At 69.8% G+C, this 18,655-nt stretch carries 20 protein-coding genes; 17 read left to right on the top strand and 3 right to left on the bottom strand.

All coding sequences use genetic code 11. The features are described 5' to 3' along the window. Positions 1–51: 51 nt before the first annotated feature. Both OOZ19_RS02760 and OOZ19_RS02755 read right to left on the bottom strand, forming a co-directional pair. Positions 52–1,059, bottom strand: coding sequence for an NADP-dependent oxidoreductase (locus tag OOZ19_RS02760; protein ID WP_266087867.1), 1,008 nt, complete (start codon positions 1,057–1,059; stop codon positions 52–54). Positions 1,060–1,188: 129 nt separating this feature from the next. Beyond that, positions 1,189–2,211 carry an alcohol dehydrogenase catalytic domain-containing protein gene (locus OOZ19_RS02755; protein WP_266087865.1) on the bottom strand — a complete coding sequence of 341 codons (1,023 nt, stop codon included), beginning with the start codon at positions 2,209–2,211 and terminating at the stop codon, positions 1,189–1,191. 212 nt (positions 2,212–2,423) lie between these two features. Here OOZ19_RS02755 and OOZ19_RS02750 point away from each other — a divergent pair, with 212 nt between their 5' ends. The 16 genes from OOZ19_RS02750 (at position 2,424) to OOZ19_RS02675 (ending at position 16,466) form a co-directional block, all read left to right on the top strand. Then, complete coding sequence (locus tag OOZ19_RS02750) at positions 2,424–3,212, top strand: enoyl-CoA hydratase/isomerase family protein (protein WP_266087863.1); 789 nt, start codon at positions 2,424–2,426, stop codon at positions 3,210–3,212. A 60-nt stretch (positions 3,213–3,272) separates the two neighbouring features. Continuing rightward, positions 3,273–4,280, top strand: coding sequence for a phosphotransferase family protein (locus OOZ19_RS02745; RefSeq protein ID WP_266087861.1), 1,008 nt, complete (start codon positions 3,273–3,275; stop codon positions 4,278–4,280). After that, positions 4,277–5,032, top strand: coding sequence for an SDR family NAD(P)-dependent oxidoreductase (locus OOZ19_RS02740; RefSeq protein WP_266087858.1), 756 nt, complete (start codon positions 4,277–4,279; stop codon positions 5,030–5,032). The genes OOZ19_RS02745 and OOZ19_RS02740 overlap by 4 nt, the downstream gene beginning before the upstream one ends. Then, entirely contained in the window at positions 5,029–6,249 is a 1,221-nt protein-coding gene (locus OOZ19_RS02735; RefSeq protein ID WP_266087855.1) for an acyl-CoA dehydrogenase family protein, read from the top strand. The genes OOZ19_RS02740 and OOZ19_RS02735 overlap by 4 nt, the downstream gene beginning before the upstream one ends. 38 nt (positions 6,250–6,287) lie before the next feature. After that, the gene (locus tag OOZ19_RS02730; protein WP_266087853.1) at positions 6,288–7,106 is read left to right on the top strand and encodes an SDR family NAD(P)-dependent oxidoreductase; all 819 of its coding nucleotides are present in this window, start codon (positions 6,288–6,290) and stop codon (positions 7,104–7,106) included. A gap of 11 nt (positions 7,107–7,117) precedes the next feature. After that, on the top strand, positions 7,118–7,537 hold the full coding sequence (locus OOZ19_RS02725) for a Zn-ribbon domain-containing OB-fold protein (RefSeq protein WP_266087851.1): 420 nt from the start codon (positions 7,118–7,120) through the stop codon (positions 7,535–7,537). Continuing rightward, positions 7,534–8,682: a thiolase family protein gene (locus OOZ19_RS02720; RefSeq protein WP_266087849.1), complete on the top strand. Its 1,149-nt coding sequence runs from the start codon at positions 7,534–7,536 to the stop codon at positions 8,680–8,682. The genes OOZ19_RS02725 and OOZ19_RS02720 overlap by 4 nt, the downstream gene beginning before the upstream one ends. 12 nt (positions 8,683–8,694) lie before the next feature. Then, positions 8,695–10,014, top strand: a complete 1,320-nt coding sequence (locus tag OOZ19_RS02715; RefSeq protein WP_266087847.1) for an acyl-CoA dehydrogenase family protein — start codon at positions 8,695–8,697, stop codon at positions 10,012–10,014. Further along, complete coding sequence (locus tag OOZ19_RS02710) at positions 10,011–11,153, top strand: acyl-CoA dehydrogenase family protein (RefSeq protein ID WP_266087845.1); 1,143 nt, start codon at positions 10,011–10,013, stop codon at positions 11,151–11,153. Before OOZ19_RS02715 ends, OOZ19_RS02710 begins: the two co-directional genes overlap by 4 nt. Positions 11,154–11,210: 57 nt before the next feature. Next, a complete protein-coding gene (locus tag OOZ19_RS02705; protein WP_266087843.1) occupies positions 11,211–11,378 on the top strand; it encodes a hypothetical protein in 168 nt (55 codons plus the stop codon). A 92-nt stretch (positions 11,379–11,470) separates the two neighbouring features. Then, on the top strand, positions 11,471–12,769 hold the full coding sequence (locus tag OOZ19_RS02700; RefSeq protein ID WP_266087841.1) for an FAD-dependent oxidoreductase: 1,299 nt from the start codon (positions 11,471–11,473) through the stop codon (positions 12,767–12,769). A 46-nt stretch (positions 12,770–12,815) separates the two neighbouring features. Next, positions 12,816–13,442 (top strand): TetR/AcrR family transcriptional regulator, encoded by a 627-nt coding sequence (locus OOZ19_RS02695; RefSeq protein WP_266087839.1) that lies wholly within the window; start codon positions 12,816–12,818, stop codon positions 13,440–13,442. A 411-nt stretch (positions 13,443–13,853) separates the two neighbouring features. After that, entirely contained in the window at positions 13,854–14,216 is a 363-nt protein-coding gene (locus OOZ19_RS02690) for a nuclear transport factor 2 family protein (RefSeq protein WP_266087837.1), read from the top strand. Continuing rightward, positions 14,213–14,596: a nuclear transport factor 2 family protein gene (locus OOZ19_RS02685; RefSeq protein WP_266087835.1), complete on the top strand. Its 384-nt coding sequence runs from the start codon at positions 14,213–14,215 to the stop codon at positions 14,594–14,596. The genes OOZ19_RS02690 and OOZ19_RS02685 overlap by 4 nt, the downstream gene beginning before the upstream one ends. A gap of 31 nt (positions 14,597–14,627) precedes the next feature. Beyond that, the gene (locus OOZ19_RS02680; protein WP_266087833.1) at positions 14,628–14,948 is read left to right on the top strand and encodes an EthD family reductase; all 321 of its coding nucleotides are present in this window, start codon (positions 14,628–14,630) and stop codon (positions 14,946–14,948) included. Between the two features lie 27 nt (positions 14,949–14,975). Further along, a complete protein-coding gene (locus tag OOZ19_RS02675) occupies positions 14,976–16,466 on the top strand; it encodes a class I adenylate-forming enzyme family protein (RefSeq protein ID WP_266087831.1) in 1,491 nt (496 codons plus the stop codon). A gap of 64 nt (positions 16,467–16,530) precedes the next feature. On the opposite strand, the gene OOZ19_RS02670 is transcribed toward OOZ19_RS02675, so the two are convergent. Further along, complete coding sequence (locus OOZ19_RS02670) at positions 16,531–17,280, bottom strand: SDR family NAD(P)-dependent oxidoreductase (RefSeq protein ID WP_266087829.1); 750 nt, start codon at positions 17,278–17,280, stop codon at positions 16,531–16,533. A 211-nt stretch (positions 17,281–17,491) separates the two neighbouring features. On the opposite strand from OOZ19_RS02670, the gene OOZ19_RS02665 reads away from it, so the two are divergent. After that, positions 17,492–18,640, top strand: a complete 1,149-nt coding sequence (locus tag OOZ19_RS02665) for an acetyl-CoA C-acetyltransferase (RefSeq protein ID WP_266087827.1) — start codon at positions 17,492–17,494, stop codon at positions 18,638–18,640. Positions 18,641–18,655 lie beyond the last annotated feature (15 nt).

Below are 18,655 nucleotides of genomic sequence, written 5' to 3'. Positions count from 1 at the left end.
TAGGGAGGCGGCAGAAGCCGGGGTCGTCGCATGCGGTCGCTCGTGCGCACCTCAGATCCGGACGAGGGTCTTGCCGATCGTGCGTCCGGCCATCATGTCGACCAGGGCGGTGGGCGCAGCCTCGAGGCCGTCGTAGACGCTCTCCCGGTGGACCAGCCGTCCTTCGGCGAGCCAGCCGCCGAGCCGCCGCTGCATCTCGTCGAGGAGCGGAACGTGCGCGCTGCCGCGGAATCCGCGCAGGGTGAGGTTCTTCGAGGTGGCGAGGAACAGGTTGCGCGGTCCGGCCGTCTCGCCGTCGTATTCGGAGATCGAGCCGCACAGCGCGGCCCGGCCGTTGTTGTTCAACGCGTCGAGCGCGGCCTCGAGGTGGGCGCCGCCGACGCCGTCGAAGTAGAGGTCCAAGCCCTCCGGCGCGGCCTGGCCCAGCGACTCCGCCAACGGTCGCGAACGCCAGTTGAAAGCCGCGTCCACGTCGATCTCGTCGAGCAGCCAGGCCACCTTCTCGTCGCTGCCGGCGCTGGCCACGACCCGGAGGCCGCTGAGCTTCGCGACCTGGCACACCAGGTTGCCGACGGCGCCGGCGGCGGCCGACACCCAGATCGTGCCGGTGTCGCCCAACGCGCCTATCACGTGCAATCCCGCATAGGCGGTCAGGCCCATCGCGCCGAGCGGGCCCAGGTACGCCTGGGCCGGAGCCTTGTCGACGTCGAGCAGGCGCAGGTTCGCGATGCCGTTCATCGCGACCTCGTCGGAATCGACGACCGCGTGGCTGCGCCAGCCGTAGGAGTGCCACACCGTGCTGCCGACGGGAAAACCGTCGGCCAGCGATTCCTCGATGACGCCGACGGTGAAGATGCCGTCCATCGCCTCGCCGACCGGGAACGCGGCGAAGTACCCCTGCGGTGCGTCGGCGCGCAAACGCAGCCGCAGCCCGGGATCCACCGAGGTCCACGTGTTGCGCACGAGCACTTGCCCCGGCTCGAGATTCGGCAGGCCGACGGTCGCGAGCTCGAAGTGGTGCCGGCCGACCTCGCCGACCGGCAGCTCGAGCACCTGCACTTGAACGCACTCCATGAGGTCTCCAAAGGTCGTTGACGTTCAGGACGTGGTGTCCGGGCGTCCCGCAGTGGGTTGCTTCGCCGAACGCGCCGCCGGCCTCGGCGTCTCGGAGCCGGCATCGCTCGGTGATCAAGGAAGGACGACGGCACGGCCGAGGACTCTGCCGTGCCGGAGGTCGTCTAGCGCTCTGTCCACGTCGTCGAGCGGGTAGATCGTGGTTTCGGCGCGGAGACCGTGGTCGCGTGCGAGCATGACGACCTCGGCGAGTTCGTCGCGACCTCCCCAGAACGGGACGTGCGCACGAGCTCCGAGTGGCAACGCGGCGCCCTTCGCAACCGGCAGCGTGCCGCCTGCGCTGCCGATGACGACGAGGTCGCCGGCCCGCCGCAGCGACCGCGCCGCCAGGGTCATCGTCGCGTCACTGCCGACGAAGTCCAGCACGACGTCCGCGCCCCGCGCGGGAAGCGCGCCGGCCACGTCGTTCGGCGCGCAGGCGGTCGCGGCGCCGCAGGCGCGTGCGAGATCGCGCGCCTCGGTGCGGACGTCGACGGCGATGACGTGCGCGTTCGACAGGGCGGTGAGGATGCCGACCGCGAGGTGTCCCAGGCCGCCGACGCCGATCACGAGCGCGATCGCGTCCGGTTCGGTGAGCGCGTCTCGGCAGCCGCTGATCGCGTGGTAGGACGTGAGCCCCGCGTCCGCCAGGGTCGCCGCGAGAGTGGGATCGAGGCCGCCGGCGGGCACGAGGCGCCCGGCCTCGACGACCATCTCATCGGCGAGCCCGCCGTCGATCCCCAGCCCGATTCCCGCCGCGTTCGGATCGGGCTGGTCGCAGTAGTTCGGCCTTCCTGTCGTGCACCGCGCGCACTGCCCGCATCCCCACGGGCCGTGGACGATCACCTGGTCGCCGACGTGCACGCCGGTCACGCCCGCCCCGAGCTCGACGACCCGGCCGCAGGTTTCGTGGCCGAGCGTGTACGGCGTCGGCCAGGCCGTGGCCGAGCGGACTCCGGTCGCGTCGATGACGTGCAGGTCCGACTGGCAGAGACCGGTGGCCAGCACCTCCAGGCGAGCCTGGCCGGCCCGTGGCACCGGAGAGGCGACCTCGATCAGGCCGCTGCGGCCGTCGCTGAACATCCGATACGCACGCATGCTGCTCCTCATCGCGTCTGGCCTGAAATCTGAAGTGAAGTGAGTTCAGCATGGGCTCGTGGCGGTCTTCTTGGCAACGCTGGAGGTGGCGGTGCAGTTCGGCGAGCTCCTGGCTCTCGTGCGGCCGAGAGGCGGGCGGGGTGTTCGAAGTATTGACACGGGAGAGTCCGCGACCCATTATCGAATTGAAGTCAGTTCAAGGGAGGAAGCACATGGCAGTCGAGGATGACATCCAGTTCGAGAAGGACGGCAACGTCGCACGCGTCTGGCTGAACCGCCCGCACAAGCGCAACTGCATCACGGTGCCGATGCTCAACCGGCTCGACGAGATCATCACCGAGATCGACAACGACCCGGAACTGCGCGTTCTGGTCTTCCGCGGCCGTGAGAATACCTTCTCGTCCGGCTTCGACCTGGACAGCTTGCAGTCCGACTTCATCGGATCGAGCACCGCGATGGACGTCGCCGTCGTGTCCGCCAAGGTCTGCGACCGGCTCTACAACATGTCGACGCCGTCGGTGGCCGTCATCGAGGGCTATGCGACGGCGGGCGGGTTCGAGGTCATGATCTCCTGCGACTTCGCGATCGCCGACGACGACGCGAAGATCGGCGACTTCCACATCCGCCGCGCCCTGTTCGGTGGTGCCGGCCCGATCTACCGCCTGCCGCGCATGCTGGGCATCCGCAAGACCAAGGAGCTCATGCTCACCGGCAAGTTGCTCAGCGGCAAGGAGGCCGACGATTTCGACCTCGTCAACGCCAGCGCTCCGGCCGACGAGCTGGACGAGACGGTCGAGGAGTTCATCAGCCACCTCACGGACAAGAGCCCGTTCCAGATGAAGCTCACGAAGATGGCGGTGGACCGGGGCCTGGACGCCGACATCGCCTCGCTGATGGTGCTGGAGCACCTCGCGGTGGGCGTCACGCTCAACTCCCAGGACGCGGCCGAAGGCGTCGCGTCGTTCTTGGAGAAGCGCGACCCGAAGTGGACCGGTCGCTGAGCCGGCAGTCCGTTCCGTGGTGATCGAGCAGTGGTGGCCTTGCGGGCAAAGGAGCTTGCGATGACGAAGCCGGCCGTCGTGGACGCCGATCCCGAGCTCGGTGCGCGGGTGCGTGCCGAGCTCGGCGGGCCGGGCCCGTTGCGGACGCTGGAAGGTGGCCGCAGTGGTTTGACCTACGTGGTCACCGACGCCGTCGGGAACGACCACGTAGTCAAGGCGGTGCCGCCGGGGAGGCGTGCGGTGGGACGCGATGACGTACTGCGGCAGTCGCACGTGCTGTCGGCCCTGGCCGAAGCCGGCGTGAGGTCCGCGGTGCCGCTCCCGGCGATCACCGCCCGGAGCGAGGCGGAACCGGCTTGGTTCGCCATGGAGCGTGCGCGGGGAACGGCCGAGGAACCGGTGCTCGAAGACCATCCGCTCCCGCAGGGCGCCGGCCGGGATCGGATGCTCGCCGCGGCAGGAATTCTCGGTGGGCTCCACGCCGTGCCCGTCGCGGAGATCGAAGCGGGCCTGCGTGCGGCCGGGGGCGCGGTTCCGGAGCCGCTCCGCCCCGCGGACGAGCTCGCGCGCTGGACCAGGACGATGCACGCCGTTCCCGAGGAACTCCGCTCCGGTTCGGACGCCTTGTTGTCCGCGCTGGAAGGCGCGGTGCCCGACGCGGTGGATCCGGTGCTGGTGCACGGCGACTTCCGCCTCGGCAACCTGCTCTGCGTCGGTGCCGAACCGACAGCGCTGGTCGACTGGGAGATCTGGAGCATCGGAGATCCGCGGGTCGACCTCGGCTGGTTCGGCGTGTTCACCGACGGCGCGCTGTTCCCCGGTGTCGGTCGCGTCGTGGCGGAGCTGCCGTCCGAAGCGGAGCTGCTGGCGGTCTACGGGAACCCGGAACCGCCGGACTACGCGTGGTTCCGCGCGCTCGGTCGGATGAAGATGGCCGCGATCATGGGGCACAACCTGAAGCGGCATCGCGAGGGCGTGCACCACGATCCTGTTCAGGAGCAGCTCCCGGCCACCATCGACGCGCTGATCGGTTCGGGGAGCTCGATCCTCGAGGAGTGGTCGCGATGACGGTGCCGACTCCCGGGGAGCTGTTCGGGCTGCAGGGCAAGACGGCGCTGGTCACCGGGGCGTCGTCGGGACTGGGTGCGCGGTTCGCGACCGTGCTGGCCACCGCAGGCGCGACCGTGTGGATCACGGCCCGGCGCAAGGAGAAGCTCGACGCGCTGGCGGCGACGAATCCGGCGCTGCGCGTCCTGTCGGCCGACCTCTCCGACGAGGAGGCCCGGGAAGCGCTGATCGCCGAGACCGGGGCGGTCGACGTGCTGGTGAACAACGCCGGCACGGAAAGCGGCGCGAAACCGTTGGACGAAACGCCGTCCGGATTCGCGGGGGTGCTCGGCACCAACCTGGTCGCCCCGTTCCACCTGGCTCAGCTCGCGGCTCGCGCGGCCGACGGCGGCTCGCTGTCGGTGATCAACGTCAGTTCGATCCTCGGACTGGTTTCCGCGGCACCGCTGGGCGGTGCGAGCTACGCCTCGGCCAAGGCCGGTCTGATCGGCCTCACCCGGGAACTGGCCGGGCACTGGGGCGGGCGCGGTGTGCGCGTCAACGCCCTGGCGCCGGGGTGGTTCCGCACGGAGATGAACGACGAACTGTTCGCCGACGACCGGTCGGTGCGCTGGATCGAACGCAACACCATGCTCCGCCGGGCCGGTGAAGGGTCCGAACTGGACGGTGCGCTGCTCTTCCTCGCATCAGCGGCGTCGAGCTACTGCACCGGCCAGGTGCTGGCGGTCGACGGAGGGTGGACGGCCCGATGACGAGCATCGACGAATTCATCGCGGAGGCGCGCGAGTGGCTCGAGCAGAACGCGACTCCACGTCAGGACGTCGACGCGTCCCGCGCGTCGGTGTCGGTGTTCCACGACCTGCCCGCAGACGAGGAACGCGCGCTGCTCGACCGCGTGTGCGCCTGGCAGCGCAGGCGGTTCGACGCCGGATACGGCGCTCTGACCTGGCCCGAATCCGACGGCGGCGCAGGACTCACCCCCGCGCACGAGGAGGCGTTCGCCGAGCTGGAGCGCGAGTTCGACACACCGGGTCAGCACGAGCTGGCCTCGGTCAGCGCGCACCTGATCGCTCCGACGATCGACCTGTTCGGCACCCCCGAGCAACGCCGACACCTCGTCCGGCCGCTGCTGCGCGGTGACGAACTCGCCTGCCAGCTGTTCTCCGAACCGTCCGCGGGATCCGACCTCGCCGGGCTCGCCACCCGGGCCGAGCGGCGGGGAGCGAACTGGGTGGTCAACGGGCAGAAGGTGTGGAGCTCCGGTGCTCAGTTCGCCGGTTGGGGCGAGCTCATCGCGCGCACCGACCCGGACGCCCCGAAACACCGCGGCCTCACGGCGTTCCTGCTGCCGATGGACACCCCGGGTGTCGAGGTGCGGCCGTTGCGGCAGATGTCGGGCGGGGCGTCGTTCTGCGAGGTGTTCCTCGATGACGTTCGCATCCCGGACGAGTGGCGTCTTGGTGAGGTCGGTGCGGGCTGGAAGGTCACCCTCGCCACGTTGGGATTCGAGCGCAGCCACTCCGGCGCGAACACCGAACTCGGTGGCGGCTACCGACATCTGGTGGCGACCGCGCGCAGGTTGGGCAGGCTCAACGACCCCGACGTCCGGCGTGGCCTGGCCGACGCGTGGGTGCAGGAGAAGCTCGGTGAACTGGCGGCCACCCGGGACCGCGAGGCACGACTGGACGGTGCCGAACCGTCGGCCATCGGCTCGCTGCGCAAGCTCGCGTGGGCGCAGAAGCTCAAGCAGGTCAGCGAAATCGCGGCGACCGTGCTGGGAAATCGGCTGATCGCCGATACCGGTGACGAGGTCTACCAGTGGACCGAGCACGTGCTGGGCGCGCCCGGGTACCGCATCGCGGGCGGGTCGGATGAGATCCAGCGCAACATCATCGCCGAACGCATCCTCGGCCTGCCCACCGAACCGCGCGCGGACAAGAACGTTCCGTGGCGGGACATCCCGCGGTAGCGGCGGCACGGCAAGAGGGACACGAGACGGGAGTGGCCATGCAGGCAGACAGCACCGGTCCGGTGCGCACCGTGGCGGAAGCGGTCGCCGAGGCGCGGCCTCAGCAGAGCCCGCTCCGGGGGAGAAACGCGCTGGTGACCGGTGGTTCGCGCGGGCTCGGCCGGGAGATCTCGATCGCCTTCGCGGCAGCTGGTGCGGACGTGGCCGTGGTGTCCCGGAAGAAGGACGCCTGCGAACAGCTCGCGGGTGAACTCGCCGAGGCTACCGGGCGCCGGGTGAGCGCGCACGGGGCTCACGTCGGTGATTGGGAACGCCTCCCTGCCTTGCTCGACGAGGTGGAGGAATCCCTCGGGCCGGTCGACATCGTGGTGAACAACGCGGGTATCGCCCCGGTCTACCCGAGCCTGTCCGAGGTCTCGGAGCAGTTGTTCGACAAGGTCGTCGGGGTCAACCTCAAGGGGCCGTTCCGCCTGATGGCACTCGCGGGTGAGCGGATGGCGTCCCGTGACGGCGGCTCGATACTCAACATCTCCTCGATCGCTTCGGGCAGGCCGACCCGCACCGACTTGCCGTACGCGGCGGCGAAGTCGGCGTTGAACACGCTCACCGCGGGCTTCGCTCAGGAGTACGGACCGCTGGTGCGGGTCAACACGATCCTCGCAGGGCCGTTCTTCACCGACATCAGTTCGGCCTGGGACATGGACGCGTTCGAGGAGATGGCCGAGGCCTGGCCGTCGAAGCGCGGGGGTCGCCCCTCGGAGATCGTCGGCGCGGCGCTGTACCTGTGCGGACCGACGTCCAGCTACACGACCGGGTCGCTGCTGGCCGTCGACGGAGGAAGGCTGGCCGCGCCATGACAGGAGTCGCGATGAGACTGGTGGACGACGCGCTCGTCACCGACACGCAGGACGGGCCGGCGCTGCTGGGCAGCCGGTGCTCCGACTGCGCCGCCTACACGTTCCCGCGGCAGGCCGGGTGCCCGCGGTGCACCGGAGCGTCCATGGTGGACACCCCGCTGGCGCGGCACGGCTCGCTGTGGACGTTCACGATCCAGGGCTTCCGGCCGAAGGATCCGTACACGGGGCCGGAGGAGTTCGAACCGTTCGGATTGGGGTACGTCGAGCTGCCGGGACAGCTCCTGGTGGAAACCCGGTTGACGGAATCGGACCCGGAGGCGCTGGAGATCGGGATGCCCGTGCATTTGGAGCTGGTGCCGTTCCGGACGGCTGACGACGGCGCGCCGGTGCACACCTTCGCGTTCGCCCCGGACCGGGAGGTGCGGGCATGACGGACGGTGTGGCGATCGTCGGGATCGGGATTCACCGGTTCGGACGGACGAAGGGCGTCTCCGGCCGCGCTCAGGCGGTGCACGCCGCGCGGGAGGCGTTGCGGGACGCGGGCCTGGCCTTCTCGGACATGCAGTTCGGGTTCGGCGGTTCGCACTCGGCCGGAGACGCCGACACGTTGGTCTCCGAGTTGGGGCTAACCGGGCTGCCGTTCATCAACGTGGCCAACGGTTGTGCGACCGGTGGTTCGGCACTGATCTCGGCCGACGCGGCCATCCGCTCCGGGCAGCACGATCTCGGCATCGTGATCGGTTTCGACAAGCATCCCCGGGGCGCGTTCAACGTGGACCCGGCCGAGCACGGCATCGGCTCGTGGTACGGCGAGACCGGGATGATGGTCACCACCCAGTTCTTCGGCATGAAGATCCAGCGATACCTGCACGACCACGACATCAGCCCCGGCGTCCTCGCGTTGATCGCGGAGAAATCGTTCCGCAACGGCGCGCTGAGCCCGAACGCGTGGCGGCGCGCCGAGCTCACCGCGGCCGACATCGCCGCGGCGCCGATGATTTCGCACCCGCTGACCCAGTACATGTACTGCTCACCGGGTGAGGGCGCGGTCGCCCTGGTGCTGTGCCGCGCGGAGGAGGCGAGCCGGTACACCGACAAGCCGATCTTCCTGCGCGGTGCGGCGTTCCGCAGCCGGCGCTACGGATCCTTCGAGGTGTACGCGCCCTGGATCGCCGTGGAGCGCGCGGAGGCGCCGACGGTGGAGGCGTCGCAGGCGGCGTTCGAGGCCGCGGGGATCGAACCGTCCGAAGTGGACGTCGCGCAGATCCAGGACACCGAGTCCGGTGCGGAGCTGATGCACATGGCCGAGACCGGTCTGTGCGAGCACGGTGAGCAGGAGCACCTGATCAAGGCCGGGGACAACGCGATCGACGGGCGACTGCCGATCAACACCGACGGCGGGTGCATCGCCAACGGTGAGCCGGTCGGCGCTTCCGGGCTGCGGCAGATCTACGAGAACGCGCTCCAGTTGCGCGGTGACGCCGGTGCCCACCAGGTGCCGTCTCAACCGCACGTGGGGTTCACGCACGTCTACGGTGCGCCGGGAATCAGCGCGTGCACGGTTCTGACCCGCTGAGAGGACGATGAAATGGCTTGGGATTTCGAAACCGACCCCGATGTGCAGCGGGAGCTGGACTGGGTCGAGGAGTTCGTCCGCGACGAGGTCGAACCGGTGGACCAGGTGATCGAGCACGCCTGGAACACCCGCGACCCTCGCCGCAACGCGCTGATCAGGCCGCTGCAGGAACGGGTGCGGGAGCGCGAGCTGTGGGCCTGCCACCTCGGGCCGGAGCTGGGTGGCAAGGGGTACGGGCAGCTGAGGTTGGCGCTGCTGAACGAGAAGCTGGGGCGCACGCATTCCGGACCGGTCGTGTTCGGTTGCCAGGCGCCTGATTCGGGCAACGCCGAGATCCTCGCCCACTACGGCAGCGACTTCCAGAAGAAGACCTACCTGGACCCCTTGATCGAGGGCGACATCGTGTCCTCGTTCTCGATGACGGAGCCGCACGGCGGGTCCGACCCGACGGGCTTCCGCACCACCGCGGTGCTCGACGGTGACAGCTGGGTCATCAACGGGGAGAAGTGGTTCTCCTCGCACGCGTTGTTCGCCGAGTTCCTCATCGTGATGGCGGTGACCGAGCCGGATGCCCCACCGCACGAGCGGATGTCGATGTTCGTGGTGCCCGCGGACACGCCGGGGGTCGAACGGGTGCGGGACGTGTCGGTGTGGGGGCACGAGGAGTCCGTGGGGACCCACCAGTACCTGCGCTACACCGATGTCCGGGTGCCGGTGGAGAACCTGCTGGGGCGGCGCGGCGAGGGTTTCGCGGTCGCGCAGACCCGGCTCGGGGGTGGCCGCATCCACCATGCGATGCGCACCGTCGGCCTGGTCCAGCGCGCGTTCGAGCTGATGAAGCGCCGCGCGGTGTCGCGCACCACGAAGGGCGCGCGGTTGGCGGACAAACAACTGGTGCAGGAGATGCTCGCCGACTCGTGGATCCAGATCGAGCAGTTCCGGCTGCTGGTGCTGCGGACGGCGTGGAAGATCGACAAGCATGACGACTACCGCGCGGTGCGCGCCGACATCGCGGCTGTGAAGGCCGCGATGCCGAAGGTGCTGATGGACGTCTCGTCCCGAGCCATCCAGATCCACGGCTCGCTGGGAATCTCCAAGGAACTACCGTTCGGCAAGTGGGTGATGGAGTCGTTCCACATGGGACTCGCCGACGGTGCCACCGAGGTCCACAAGACCAACCTCGCCAAGGCGCTCGTCCGCAGCACCACGCCGGATGACGGGCTCTTCCCGCCTTACATCGGACCCGAACTCACCCGGGAGGCGCTAGGCCGGTACGCCGAGCTGCTCGCGGAGGCGGACGAGGTCGACCCGGTGGCGGGTGGTGCGGCGTGACCGCCCGAAGGCTGACCCACGACGCGGACGTCGAGGAGTTCCGCGGTGCCGTCCGGGAGTTCCTGCGCGAGCACGCCGACACCCCGGCGGTGTTCGGGGAGATGCGCGAGGGGTGTGCCTGGGATCCTGCGGTGTGGAGCCGGTTCGCCGCCGAGCTCGGCGTGGTCGGGCTGGACGTGCCGGAGACCTACGGCGGGGCGGACGCCGGATTCCGCCCGGTCGCGGTCGTGGCCGAGGAACTGGGCCGGTCACTGGTCCGACTGCCGTGGTTCGCGACCGCCGTACTCGGCGTCGGCGTGCTGCTCCATGCCGAGGGCGCAGAGGCCGAGGATTGCAGGACGCAACTGCTGCCCGCGCTGGCTGGTGGTGAGCGCACCGCCACGCTGGCATGGGCGGAAGGCCCGGACCGCATGGACGGGCCCAGCATCCAGTCGCGCGCCGGGCACGACGGCGAGACCTGGCGCCTCACCGGTCGCAAGATCCTCGTCGTCGAAGGCGCCACGACGGACCTGCTGTTCGTCGTGGCGCGGGCGGAAGACGGGCTGGCCCTGTTCGTCGTCGAGGGGGACGCGCCGGGTGTGGGCCGCACCGCCGACCGCGCGATGGATCCGAACCGCCAACTGGCCACCGTCACCTTCGACGCGGCACCGGCACGACTGGTCAGCGATCCGGGCACCGGGGATCGGGTGCTCGCGCGGGTGCGCGACCGCGCGGTGACGGCGCTGGCCTGCGAGCAGACCGGCGGCGCGGCGGCGTCGCTCGACATGGCCGTCGAGCACGTCAAGAACCGCGTCCAGTTCGGACGCCCGATCGGGATGCTGCAGGCGATCAAGCACCGCTGCGCCGACATGGCCGTGGAGCTCGAGGCCGCGCGGTCGGCATCGCTGTGGGCCACCGGGCTGATCGCGGAGGACTCGCCGGAGGTCGGCATCGCCGCCGCCACGGCCGCGCTGACCTGCAGCCGGTCCTACGAATACGTCGCCGCCGAGACCATCCAGGTGCACGGCGGCATCGGGTTCACCTGGGAGCACCCGGCGCACCTGCACTTCCGCCGGGCGGCCACGAGCGCGGTGCTCTTCGGCGATCGGCGCACCCACCAGGAGAGCCTGCTGGCGGGCCTGCACGTCGACGCCGGGTGACGGGTGACCGGAGGTGCGCGCGACGACCGCGTCCGCCGCTGGCATGGAGGATCAACGGTGACCATCAGGGAAACCGCTGCACGGCAACAGATGCTCGTCGGCGAACGAGCGAGTTCCGCGGCTGCTGCCGGAACGGAGGTGGAGTACTACGACTTCGCGAGCTACGGCCATCTCGCGGTGGTGTTCTCCCCGTCGCGACCTGGCTGGTGGTCTCCACCCGCATGAGCCCGGCGTTCGGCAGCGGCTCGGTGGCCTGGTGATCGCCTGATTCATCCGGAAGACCTCGCATGACGCTCTACGAGGAGGTGTGGTGAGCGATGTTTGATCTGCTGGTGCTCGGCGGTGGTATCGCCGGTATGACGGCCGCGGCCACGACGGTCCGCGGTGGCGGGTCGGCGATGGTGGTGGAGAAGGGCCCCTTGCTCGGCGGATCGGGCCAGTACGCGGGATACATCTGGACCGCGCCCGACCACGACGTGATGGACCGGGTGAACCCCGGTGGCGACCTCGGGCTGAAGAGGGCGCTGGTGGACGACTTCGACGACGTCGTCGAGTGGATCGGTTCGCTGGGAGTGAGCTGTGGCGAGCGCGTACCGGTGATCGGCTACGGGCGTGGGCACCGGTTCGACACAGCGCACTACGTCGACGGCTGCCGACAGGTGGTCGGGGCGAACGGCGTGATCGTTACCGAGGCGTCGGCCCGGAGGTTGCTGCTCGACGACGGCGCGGTGCGCGGTGCGGAAATAGGTCTGGCCGATGGCTCGGTGCGGATCGTGGAGGCGAAGGCGACGTTGCTGGCCACCGGCGGTTTCCAGGCGGACGCCGAACTGCGCGCGCAGTACCTGCACGAGCAGGCGCGGGACGTCGAGCTGCGGTCGAACCCGTTCAGCAGTGGTGACGGACTGCGGCTGGCGCTCGAGGCAGGTGCGGCGATCGGATCGGAGGGCGCAGGGTTCTACGGGCACCTGATTCCGTCCGGTGTCGCGCTGGAGCCCGAGCTGTTCGTGGACATCACGCTCTACTACAGCGAACACGCGGCCCTGTTCAACCTGGCGGGCGAGCGGTTCGTCGACGAGACGGCGGCGGACCACCTCACGGCGATGGCGTTGCTCGAACAACCCGAGGCGCGGGGCCTGCTGGTCACCGACGCCCGCGGCTACCGGGAGTGGATCACCGGCGCGTACGTCGAGGGAGCGGACAGCCTCGACAAGTTCGCGCTCGCCCGGTCCCGGGGTGCGCGGTGCGTGGTCGCCGACAGCGTGTCCGATTTCGCCGAGATGCCCGCAGAGTGGGGCTACGACGGCCCCAAGATCGCCGAGGAGCTGGGGAGGCTCGCCCGAGGTGAGTCGGCACGACCTGGCCGGGAGTCCGACCCCCGGGCTCTGGACGAACCGCCGTACTACGTCGTGGAGGCGCGGCCGGCCGTGACGTTCCCGTTCACCGGCGTCCGGATCGATCCGCAGGCGCGGGTCCTGGCGGCGGACGGTGCGCCGATCCCGGGCCTGCTCGCGGCAGGGGCCGACATCGGCGGCCTGTACGAGCGCTCCTACGCCGGGGGACTGGCACCGGCGATCGTGTTCGGGCGGCGCGCCGCGGCCGGATCCCTCGTGAACTGACATCGGTTGGCATCTATGCTGGATCCTCACCGACGGAGGGAAAGGTGTGGGCGTCGAGACGTTGCGGGAGGCCGACGACGGCCCCAGGTCGAAGCGAGCGGCGATTCTGGGCGCTGCCGTGGAACATTTCGGCGAGGTCGGTTTCGAGGCCACCAAGTGGTCGGAGATCGCCAAGCACGTCGGCATCGGCCAGACCGCGCTGTACCACTACTTCGAGTCGAAAGCGCATTGCCTGCTGACGGTGATGCGCATCGGCCTGCACAACTCGGACGAGGCGTTCCGCGCGGCGACCGCGGACGCGCCGAGCGCGCACGAGGCGCTGCGCCGGGCGGTGCGCAGCGCCTACGAGATCTCGGATTTGGAAGTGCGGCAGAACCGGATCCTGCAGGCCAACATCGCGTTGCTGGTCAGCGAGCGCAGCTCGGAGCGGGAGGAGGCCGAGCGGCTGGCGTGCCGGGAACTGGTCGCCAGGATCGAGCGGAACTGGACGGAGCTGCTCCGCCAGGGAATGGATTCCGGTGAGTTCGCACGCCGCGATCCGCAGCTGTTGGCGCGCACGCTCCTGGGCACGATCGTCGCCGTGTGGCGCTGGTACCGACCTGGTGGCGAGACCAGCCTCGATGCGATCTGCGAGCTGGTGACCCACTGCTGCGTGCGCATCGTGACACCGTGACCGCGCGCCGCGTGCGCGGTGCGGCCGTCTCGCGCGGGGGGCCGATGGCGGTGTGCGCGGGTGGTGAGCGAGGCCGCCGCGTTCACCGCTGATTTCTGATCCCTCGTTCCCGCGGCCCTGAACGGTCGCCGCGTCGCCTTTCCATTGAACCGATACCGCTGCGAGCAGTGGTATCCGGTGCCCTCCCCGCGCGTCGACCCCGACGTCCGCGCGGGGAGCTTCGTCCTGTTCACGCACCTTCTTCGCGGCTGGGCGATTTTGAGTCTTGCGGCGGGTTTTGGGGCGCGCTAGCGTCAGTTCGAGCGAACTGAATTCAGCTTAGTTGCCGAGCGGGCTCAGTGATCCACCCAGCGGCGGATCTCGTTCCGGCTGGTGTGCCACCTCGTCAACGGCGACAGGGAGGAGCCGCACGTGCTCATCGCAGACTACTTCGCACGGCTGGATGGCCCGGATCCGTTGAGCGGACTGGAGCTGGTGGAGTCCGATATCGAGTTCCTGCTCGCACTGCCGGGCAACGAGGTTTCCGGCCGCGGCCTGGATGACCTCGCCTCCTACATCTCGGGCCGCCCGGCGGTCGGGCGCAAGCACCGCGTTCTCAGGTCCAGCCGGGACTGCGAGCTGGAGATGATCTACGGCGTGGTCGTCGAAGGATCGGGGGAGAAGCCCACCGGTTCGTTCGCCTCCGTGGGCGTGGTCTCGCCCGGCGGGAAACTGGCGCGCTACCAGGCCTTCTTCCACCCGACGTTCTCCATGTTCCCCGAGGAGGCGGCGTGACGTCCACGGCAGGTGCTCCCACGCTGACCCGGTGGTTCGCGCTGATCGACTCCGACCACCCCGAAGGCATCCTCGACCTGATCGCGCCGGATTTCAGGTTCTCGATCGTGTTCGGCACGGGCGCGGGGCAGGCGACGGACTTCGCGGGCCGCCGCGAGGCGCTCGAGGGCTATCTGCGGCAGCGCGAAAAGGGGGTGCTCACGCACCACGTGGTGTCGGCGAGCGTCGATGGCCACGACGAACTCGTGCTCGGCGAGACCAGGCGCGGTGAGGTGTTCGAGTCGACCTTCGTCGCGGCGGCCCGGCTCGGAACCGGCGGCGCGGTACGGAATTTGATGATCGGTCGCTCGCCCATGTTGGAGCTGCACGAGTCCGACTGAGCGGGTGCCAGGCGTGGAAGGACGACGTGGAATGTTCAATCTGGCTCTGCTTGCCTCCCGTCCCCCGGAGTGGACCCATGAGCAGTTCATCGAGTGGTGGCGAGGCGAACACGCTGAGGTGACGTATCCGCTACCGGGCCTGCGGGCGTGGCGGCACACCGCCATCACCAGCGCGATGGAGCCGCGATCGGAGGGTTGGGACGGGCTGTCCGTGCTGAGCTTCGATTCCGAAGAGGCGGCACGCGCGGCGTTGGCCAGCGCGGAGTGGGACGCGGCGATCCGCCACGTCGGACGCATGCGGGGCAAGCGCCTCGCGGTGCTCGGCGAAGAGCGGGAAATGTTCTTGGGCTGAGTCCCTGAGCCAACGGAGGCGAATGCAATGCGGGAACTGGTGGCCGAACTCGAGTCCAGAGCAGCTACGACGGCCGCGGGCGGCGATGCTGTCATCGCGGCCGACGTCGACGGCGAGCATTCGCTGCGCGAGTTGCTGCACGCCGCCGAGGAACTGTCGACCGCGGTGCGCGACGTCGCCGGACCGCAGGCGACGATCTTGGTGCAGGCGGACAACTCCTGGCGGACCGTGGTCGCCGCCCTCGCCGCGGGCAAGCTGGACGGCACGCTCGGTCTGCTCAGCCACCACGCCACTCGCGCCGAGTACGACGCCGCGTGCGAGGACATCGACCCGGCCGTGGTGATCGCCTCGCCGGAATGCCTCGGCGAGTGGTTACCGGGCTCCGAGGGCCCGCAAGTCCTCGACGGGTGGGGCAGCCGGACGCGGCCGACGAGGCCGGGCCCGCGTTGGAACGGTGGCGTGGTGATCGGCCTGACCAGCGGGTCGACCGGCCGCCCCAAGGGCGTGGTGCAATCGGAGGCGGCGCTGCGCTACGCCGGGCGGAGCACCATCGACGCGGTCGGCCTCGCCTCCGGTGACTCCGTCGCGGCGCTGGTTCCGCTGTCGTCGGCCGCGGCGTTCTGCTTCGGCCTGTACCTGCCGCTCATGCTCGGCGGCCGCATCGTGTTCCTGGACCGGTGGCATCCGCCGACCGCGCTGCGACTGATGGCCGAGCACGACGTCCGCTGGACGATGTGCGTGCCGACCATGGTCTTGCAGCTGGGGAGCGCGGTGGAGGGCGACCGCCCGCTGCGTGACGTGCGGGCGATGACGATCGGTGGCGGGCCGATGGAGGCGGCGGCGCTGGCGCGCGCGGAGGGACGTCTCGGCACGCGGATCCTGCGCGTGTTCGGCATGTCCGAGTGCCTGGGGCACACGTCGCCGCGAATGGACGACCCCGACGAGACGCGTCTGGGCACGGATGGCCGTCCGTTCCCCGGCACGGAGCTGCGCGTGGTCGACCTGGATGGCGTGCCGGTTGCGGCGGGCGAGGTCGGGCGGGCGCAGGTGCGCGGACCATCGCTGTTCCTCGGGTACGCCCGCAGCGGAGCCGTCGAAGCACCCGAGGTGACCCCGGACGGCTTCTTCCCGACCGGCGACCTGATGTCCGTGCGGGCCGACGGAGTGGTGTCGGTGCGGGGCAGGGAGAAGAGCGTGATCATCCGCGGTGGTCGGAACATCGACATCGTCGAGGTCGAGACGGCCCTCGCCTCGCACCCCGCCATCGAGCAGCTGTGCGTCGTGCCGGTGCCGGACGAGCTCCTGGGCGAGCGGGTCGCGGTGCTGATCGTGACGCAGGACGCCGGCTTCGACCTCGACGCCGCGACGGCGCATCTGGACCAGCGCGGGCTGATGAAGGCCAAGTGGCCCGAGTACCTGTTCCGCGTGGACGAGCTGCCGCTGAACCGGGTCGGCAAGCTGTCCCGCGCGGATGCCGCGCGCACGGCCCGTGAGCTCAGCGAGCGCAGCGCCGTCTGACGGCGCTGCGAGAAGAAGCGGGGCCGTCCTTCGAGGTGAGGACGGCCCCGTCGCCTTGCCGGGGCTACCTGGCGGTCCAGCCGCCGTCGACGTGCAGCTCCGAACCGGTCGTGTAACCGGCGTCGTCGCTGGCCAGGTGAGCGACCGCGGCGGCGACCTCCTCTGGCCGTCCCAACCTGCCCATCGGGGTGTTGGCGAGCATGGCCCGGTGCCGTTCGCTGCCGTCGAAACGCTCGTGCAGCTGGGCGGTGCCGATGAACCCGGGCACGACCGCGTTGACGCGGACGCCGCGCTGGGCCCAGTGCAGGGCGGCGTTCGCGGTCATCGAGCGCACGGCGCCCTTCGCGGCGGCGTAGCCGAAGCTGTTGGCCAAGCCGCCACCCGCACCGAGGATCGACGCGATGTTGACGATCGACCCGCCGCCGCTGCGCTCGATCAGCGGGCCGCAATGCTTCATGCCGAGCCAGGTGCCCCGCTGGTCGATGTCGATCACCCGCTCCCAGCGTTCGACCGTCTCGTCCTCGACGGTGGCCAGGCTGCCGATGCCGGCGTTGTTGACCAGCACGTCCAGACCGCCGTGCTCGGCTTCCACCGCTGCGGTCACCTCGTGCCAGCGCTGTTGCTCGGTGACGTCGAGCGCGTGGGCCGTCGCACCGGTGCCCAGCTCGGCGGCGAGCCGTTCGCAGGCGGAGGCGTCAACATCCGTGATGATCACCACTGCGCCCTCTGCTACGAGTCGGCGGACGATGGGTACGCCGAGTCCACCGGTGGCGCCGGTGACGAGTGCTGTGCTGCCGTCGAGTCGCCTGGTCACATGCCCTCCTACGGAACTGAACTGGACTCAGTTTAGCTCGTAGGTCGCCCGGTTCCCAGCTGTCCGCATCTATGCAACTGAATTCAGTTCTGTTAATTTGAGGCTAGCTCGAGCGACCGTCAAGTGCGGAGCGCACGCCGGAAGTGCGCCGACAGGCCTCACCCGGTTCGGCTGTCTCGCGTTGTGCAACTTCGTCGCATCTGGAGAAACCATGCCCGAGGCCTACGTCGTCGAAGCTCTTCGCACGCCGGTCGGACGTCGTGGCGGCGGGCTCAGCGCCGTCCACCCGAACGATCTCGGCGCACGCGTTCTCGCCGCGTTGCTGGAGAGGACCGGCGTCGATCCGGCGGCGGTCGATGACGTGATCTTGGGGTGCGTCGACCAGATGGGTGCGCAGGCCGGGAACGTCGCCCGCAACGCGTGGCTGAGCGCCGGGCTGCCGGAGACGGTCCCCGCGACCACGATCGACCGTCAGTGCGGATCGTCCCAGCAGGCGATCCACTTCGCGGCGCAGGCCGTGATGTCCGGGACCCAGGACCTCGTCGTCGCCGGTGGTGTCGAGGTGATGTCGCTGGTGCCGCTCGCCGGTCCGGCCGTCGTCGGCCAACGAGAGGGAATGGGGTTCCCCTACGGCGGTGGGGGTTGGACGCACCGATACGGAGATCAGGAAATCTCCCAGTTCCGCGGCGCGGAGCTCATCGCGGAGGAGTGGAGCATCTCCCGCGGGGACATGGAGCGGCTCGCCTTCGACAGCCACCAGCGCGCCATCGCGGCCACCGCTGACGGTCTTTTCGCCGAAGAGATCGTGCGGGTCGGTGATGTCGTCGCTGACGAAGGGCCGCGTCCGGACGGTTCGATGGAGAAGATGGCCGGCCTGAAGCCCCTCCGCGAGGGCGGCCGGCTCACACCTGCCGTGTCGAGCCAGATCTCCGATGGCGCGTCCGCGATGCTGATCGCGTCCGAGGAGGCGGTCGAGGTTCACGGACTCACACCGCTGGCGAGGATTCACACCATGGCGGTCGTGGGGTCCGACCCGGTGTTCATGCTCACGGGCCCGATCCCCGCGACGGAGGCGGTCCTAGTCAAGGCCGGGCTCACGATCGACGAGATCGACCTGTTCGAGGTGAACGAGGCGTTCGCTTCGGTGGTCCTGGCCTGGCTGAAGGAATCCGGGGCTCCTTGGGCGAAGACGAACGTGCTCGGCGGGGCCATCGCGCTGGGCCATCCGCTCGGCGCGACCGGGGGACGGCTCATGACCACCCTGATCCACCACCTCCGCCGGACCGGCGGCCGGTACGGCCTCCAGACCATGTGCGAGGGCGGCGGCATGGCGAACGCGACAGTCGTCGAACGCATCTGACGACACGAGAGTGAG

The sequence above is a fragment of the Saccharopolyspora sp. NFXS83 genome, from assembly GCF_026241095.1.
Lineage (GTDB): Bacteria > Actinomycetota > Actinomycetes > Mycobacteriales > Pseudonocardiaceae > Saccharopolyspora_C.
This window is presented reverse-complemented; position numbering and strand designations above follow the sequence as displayed.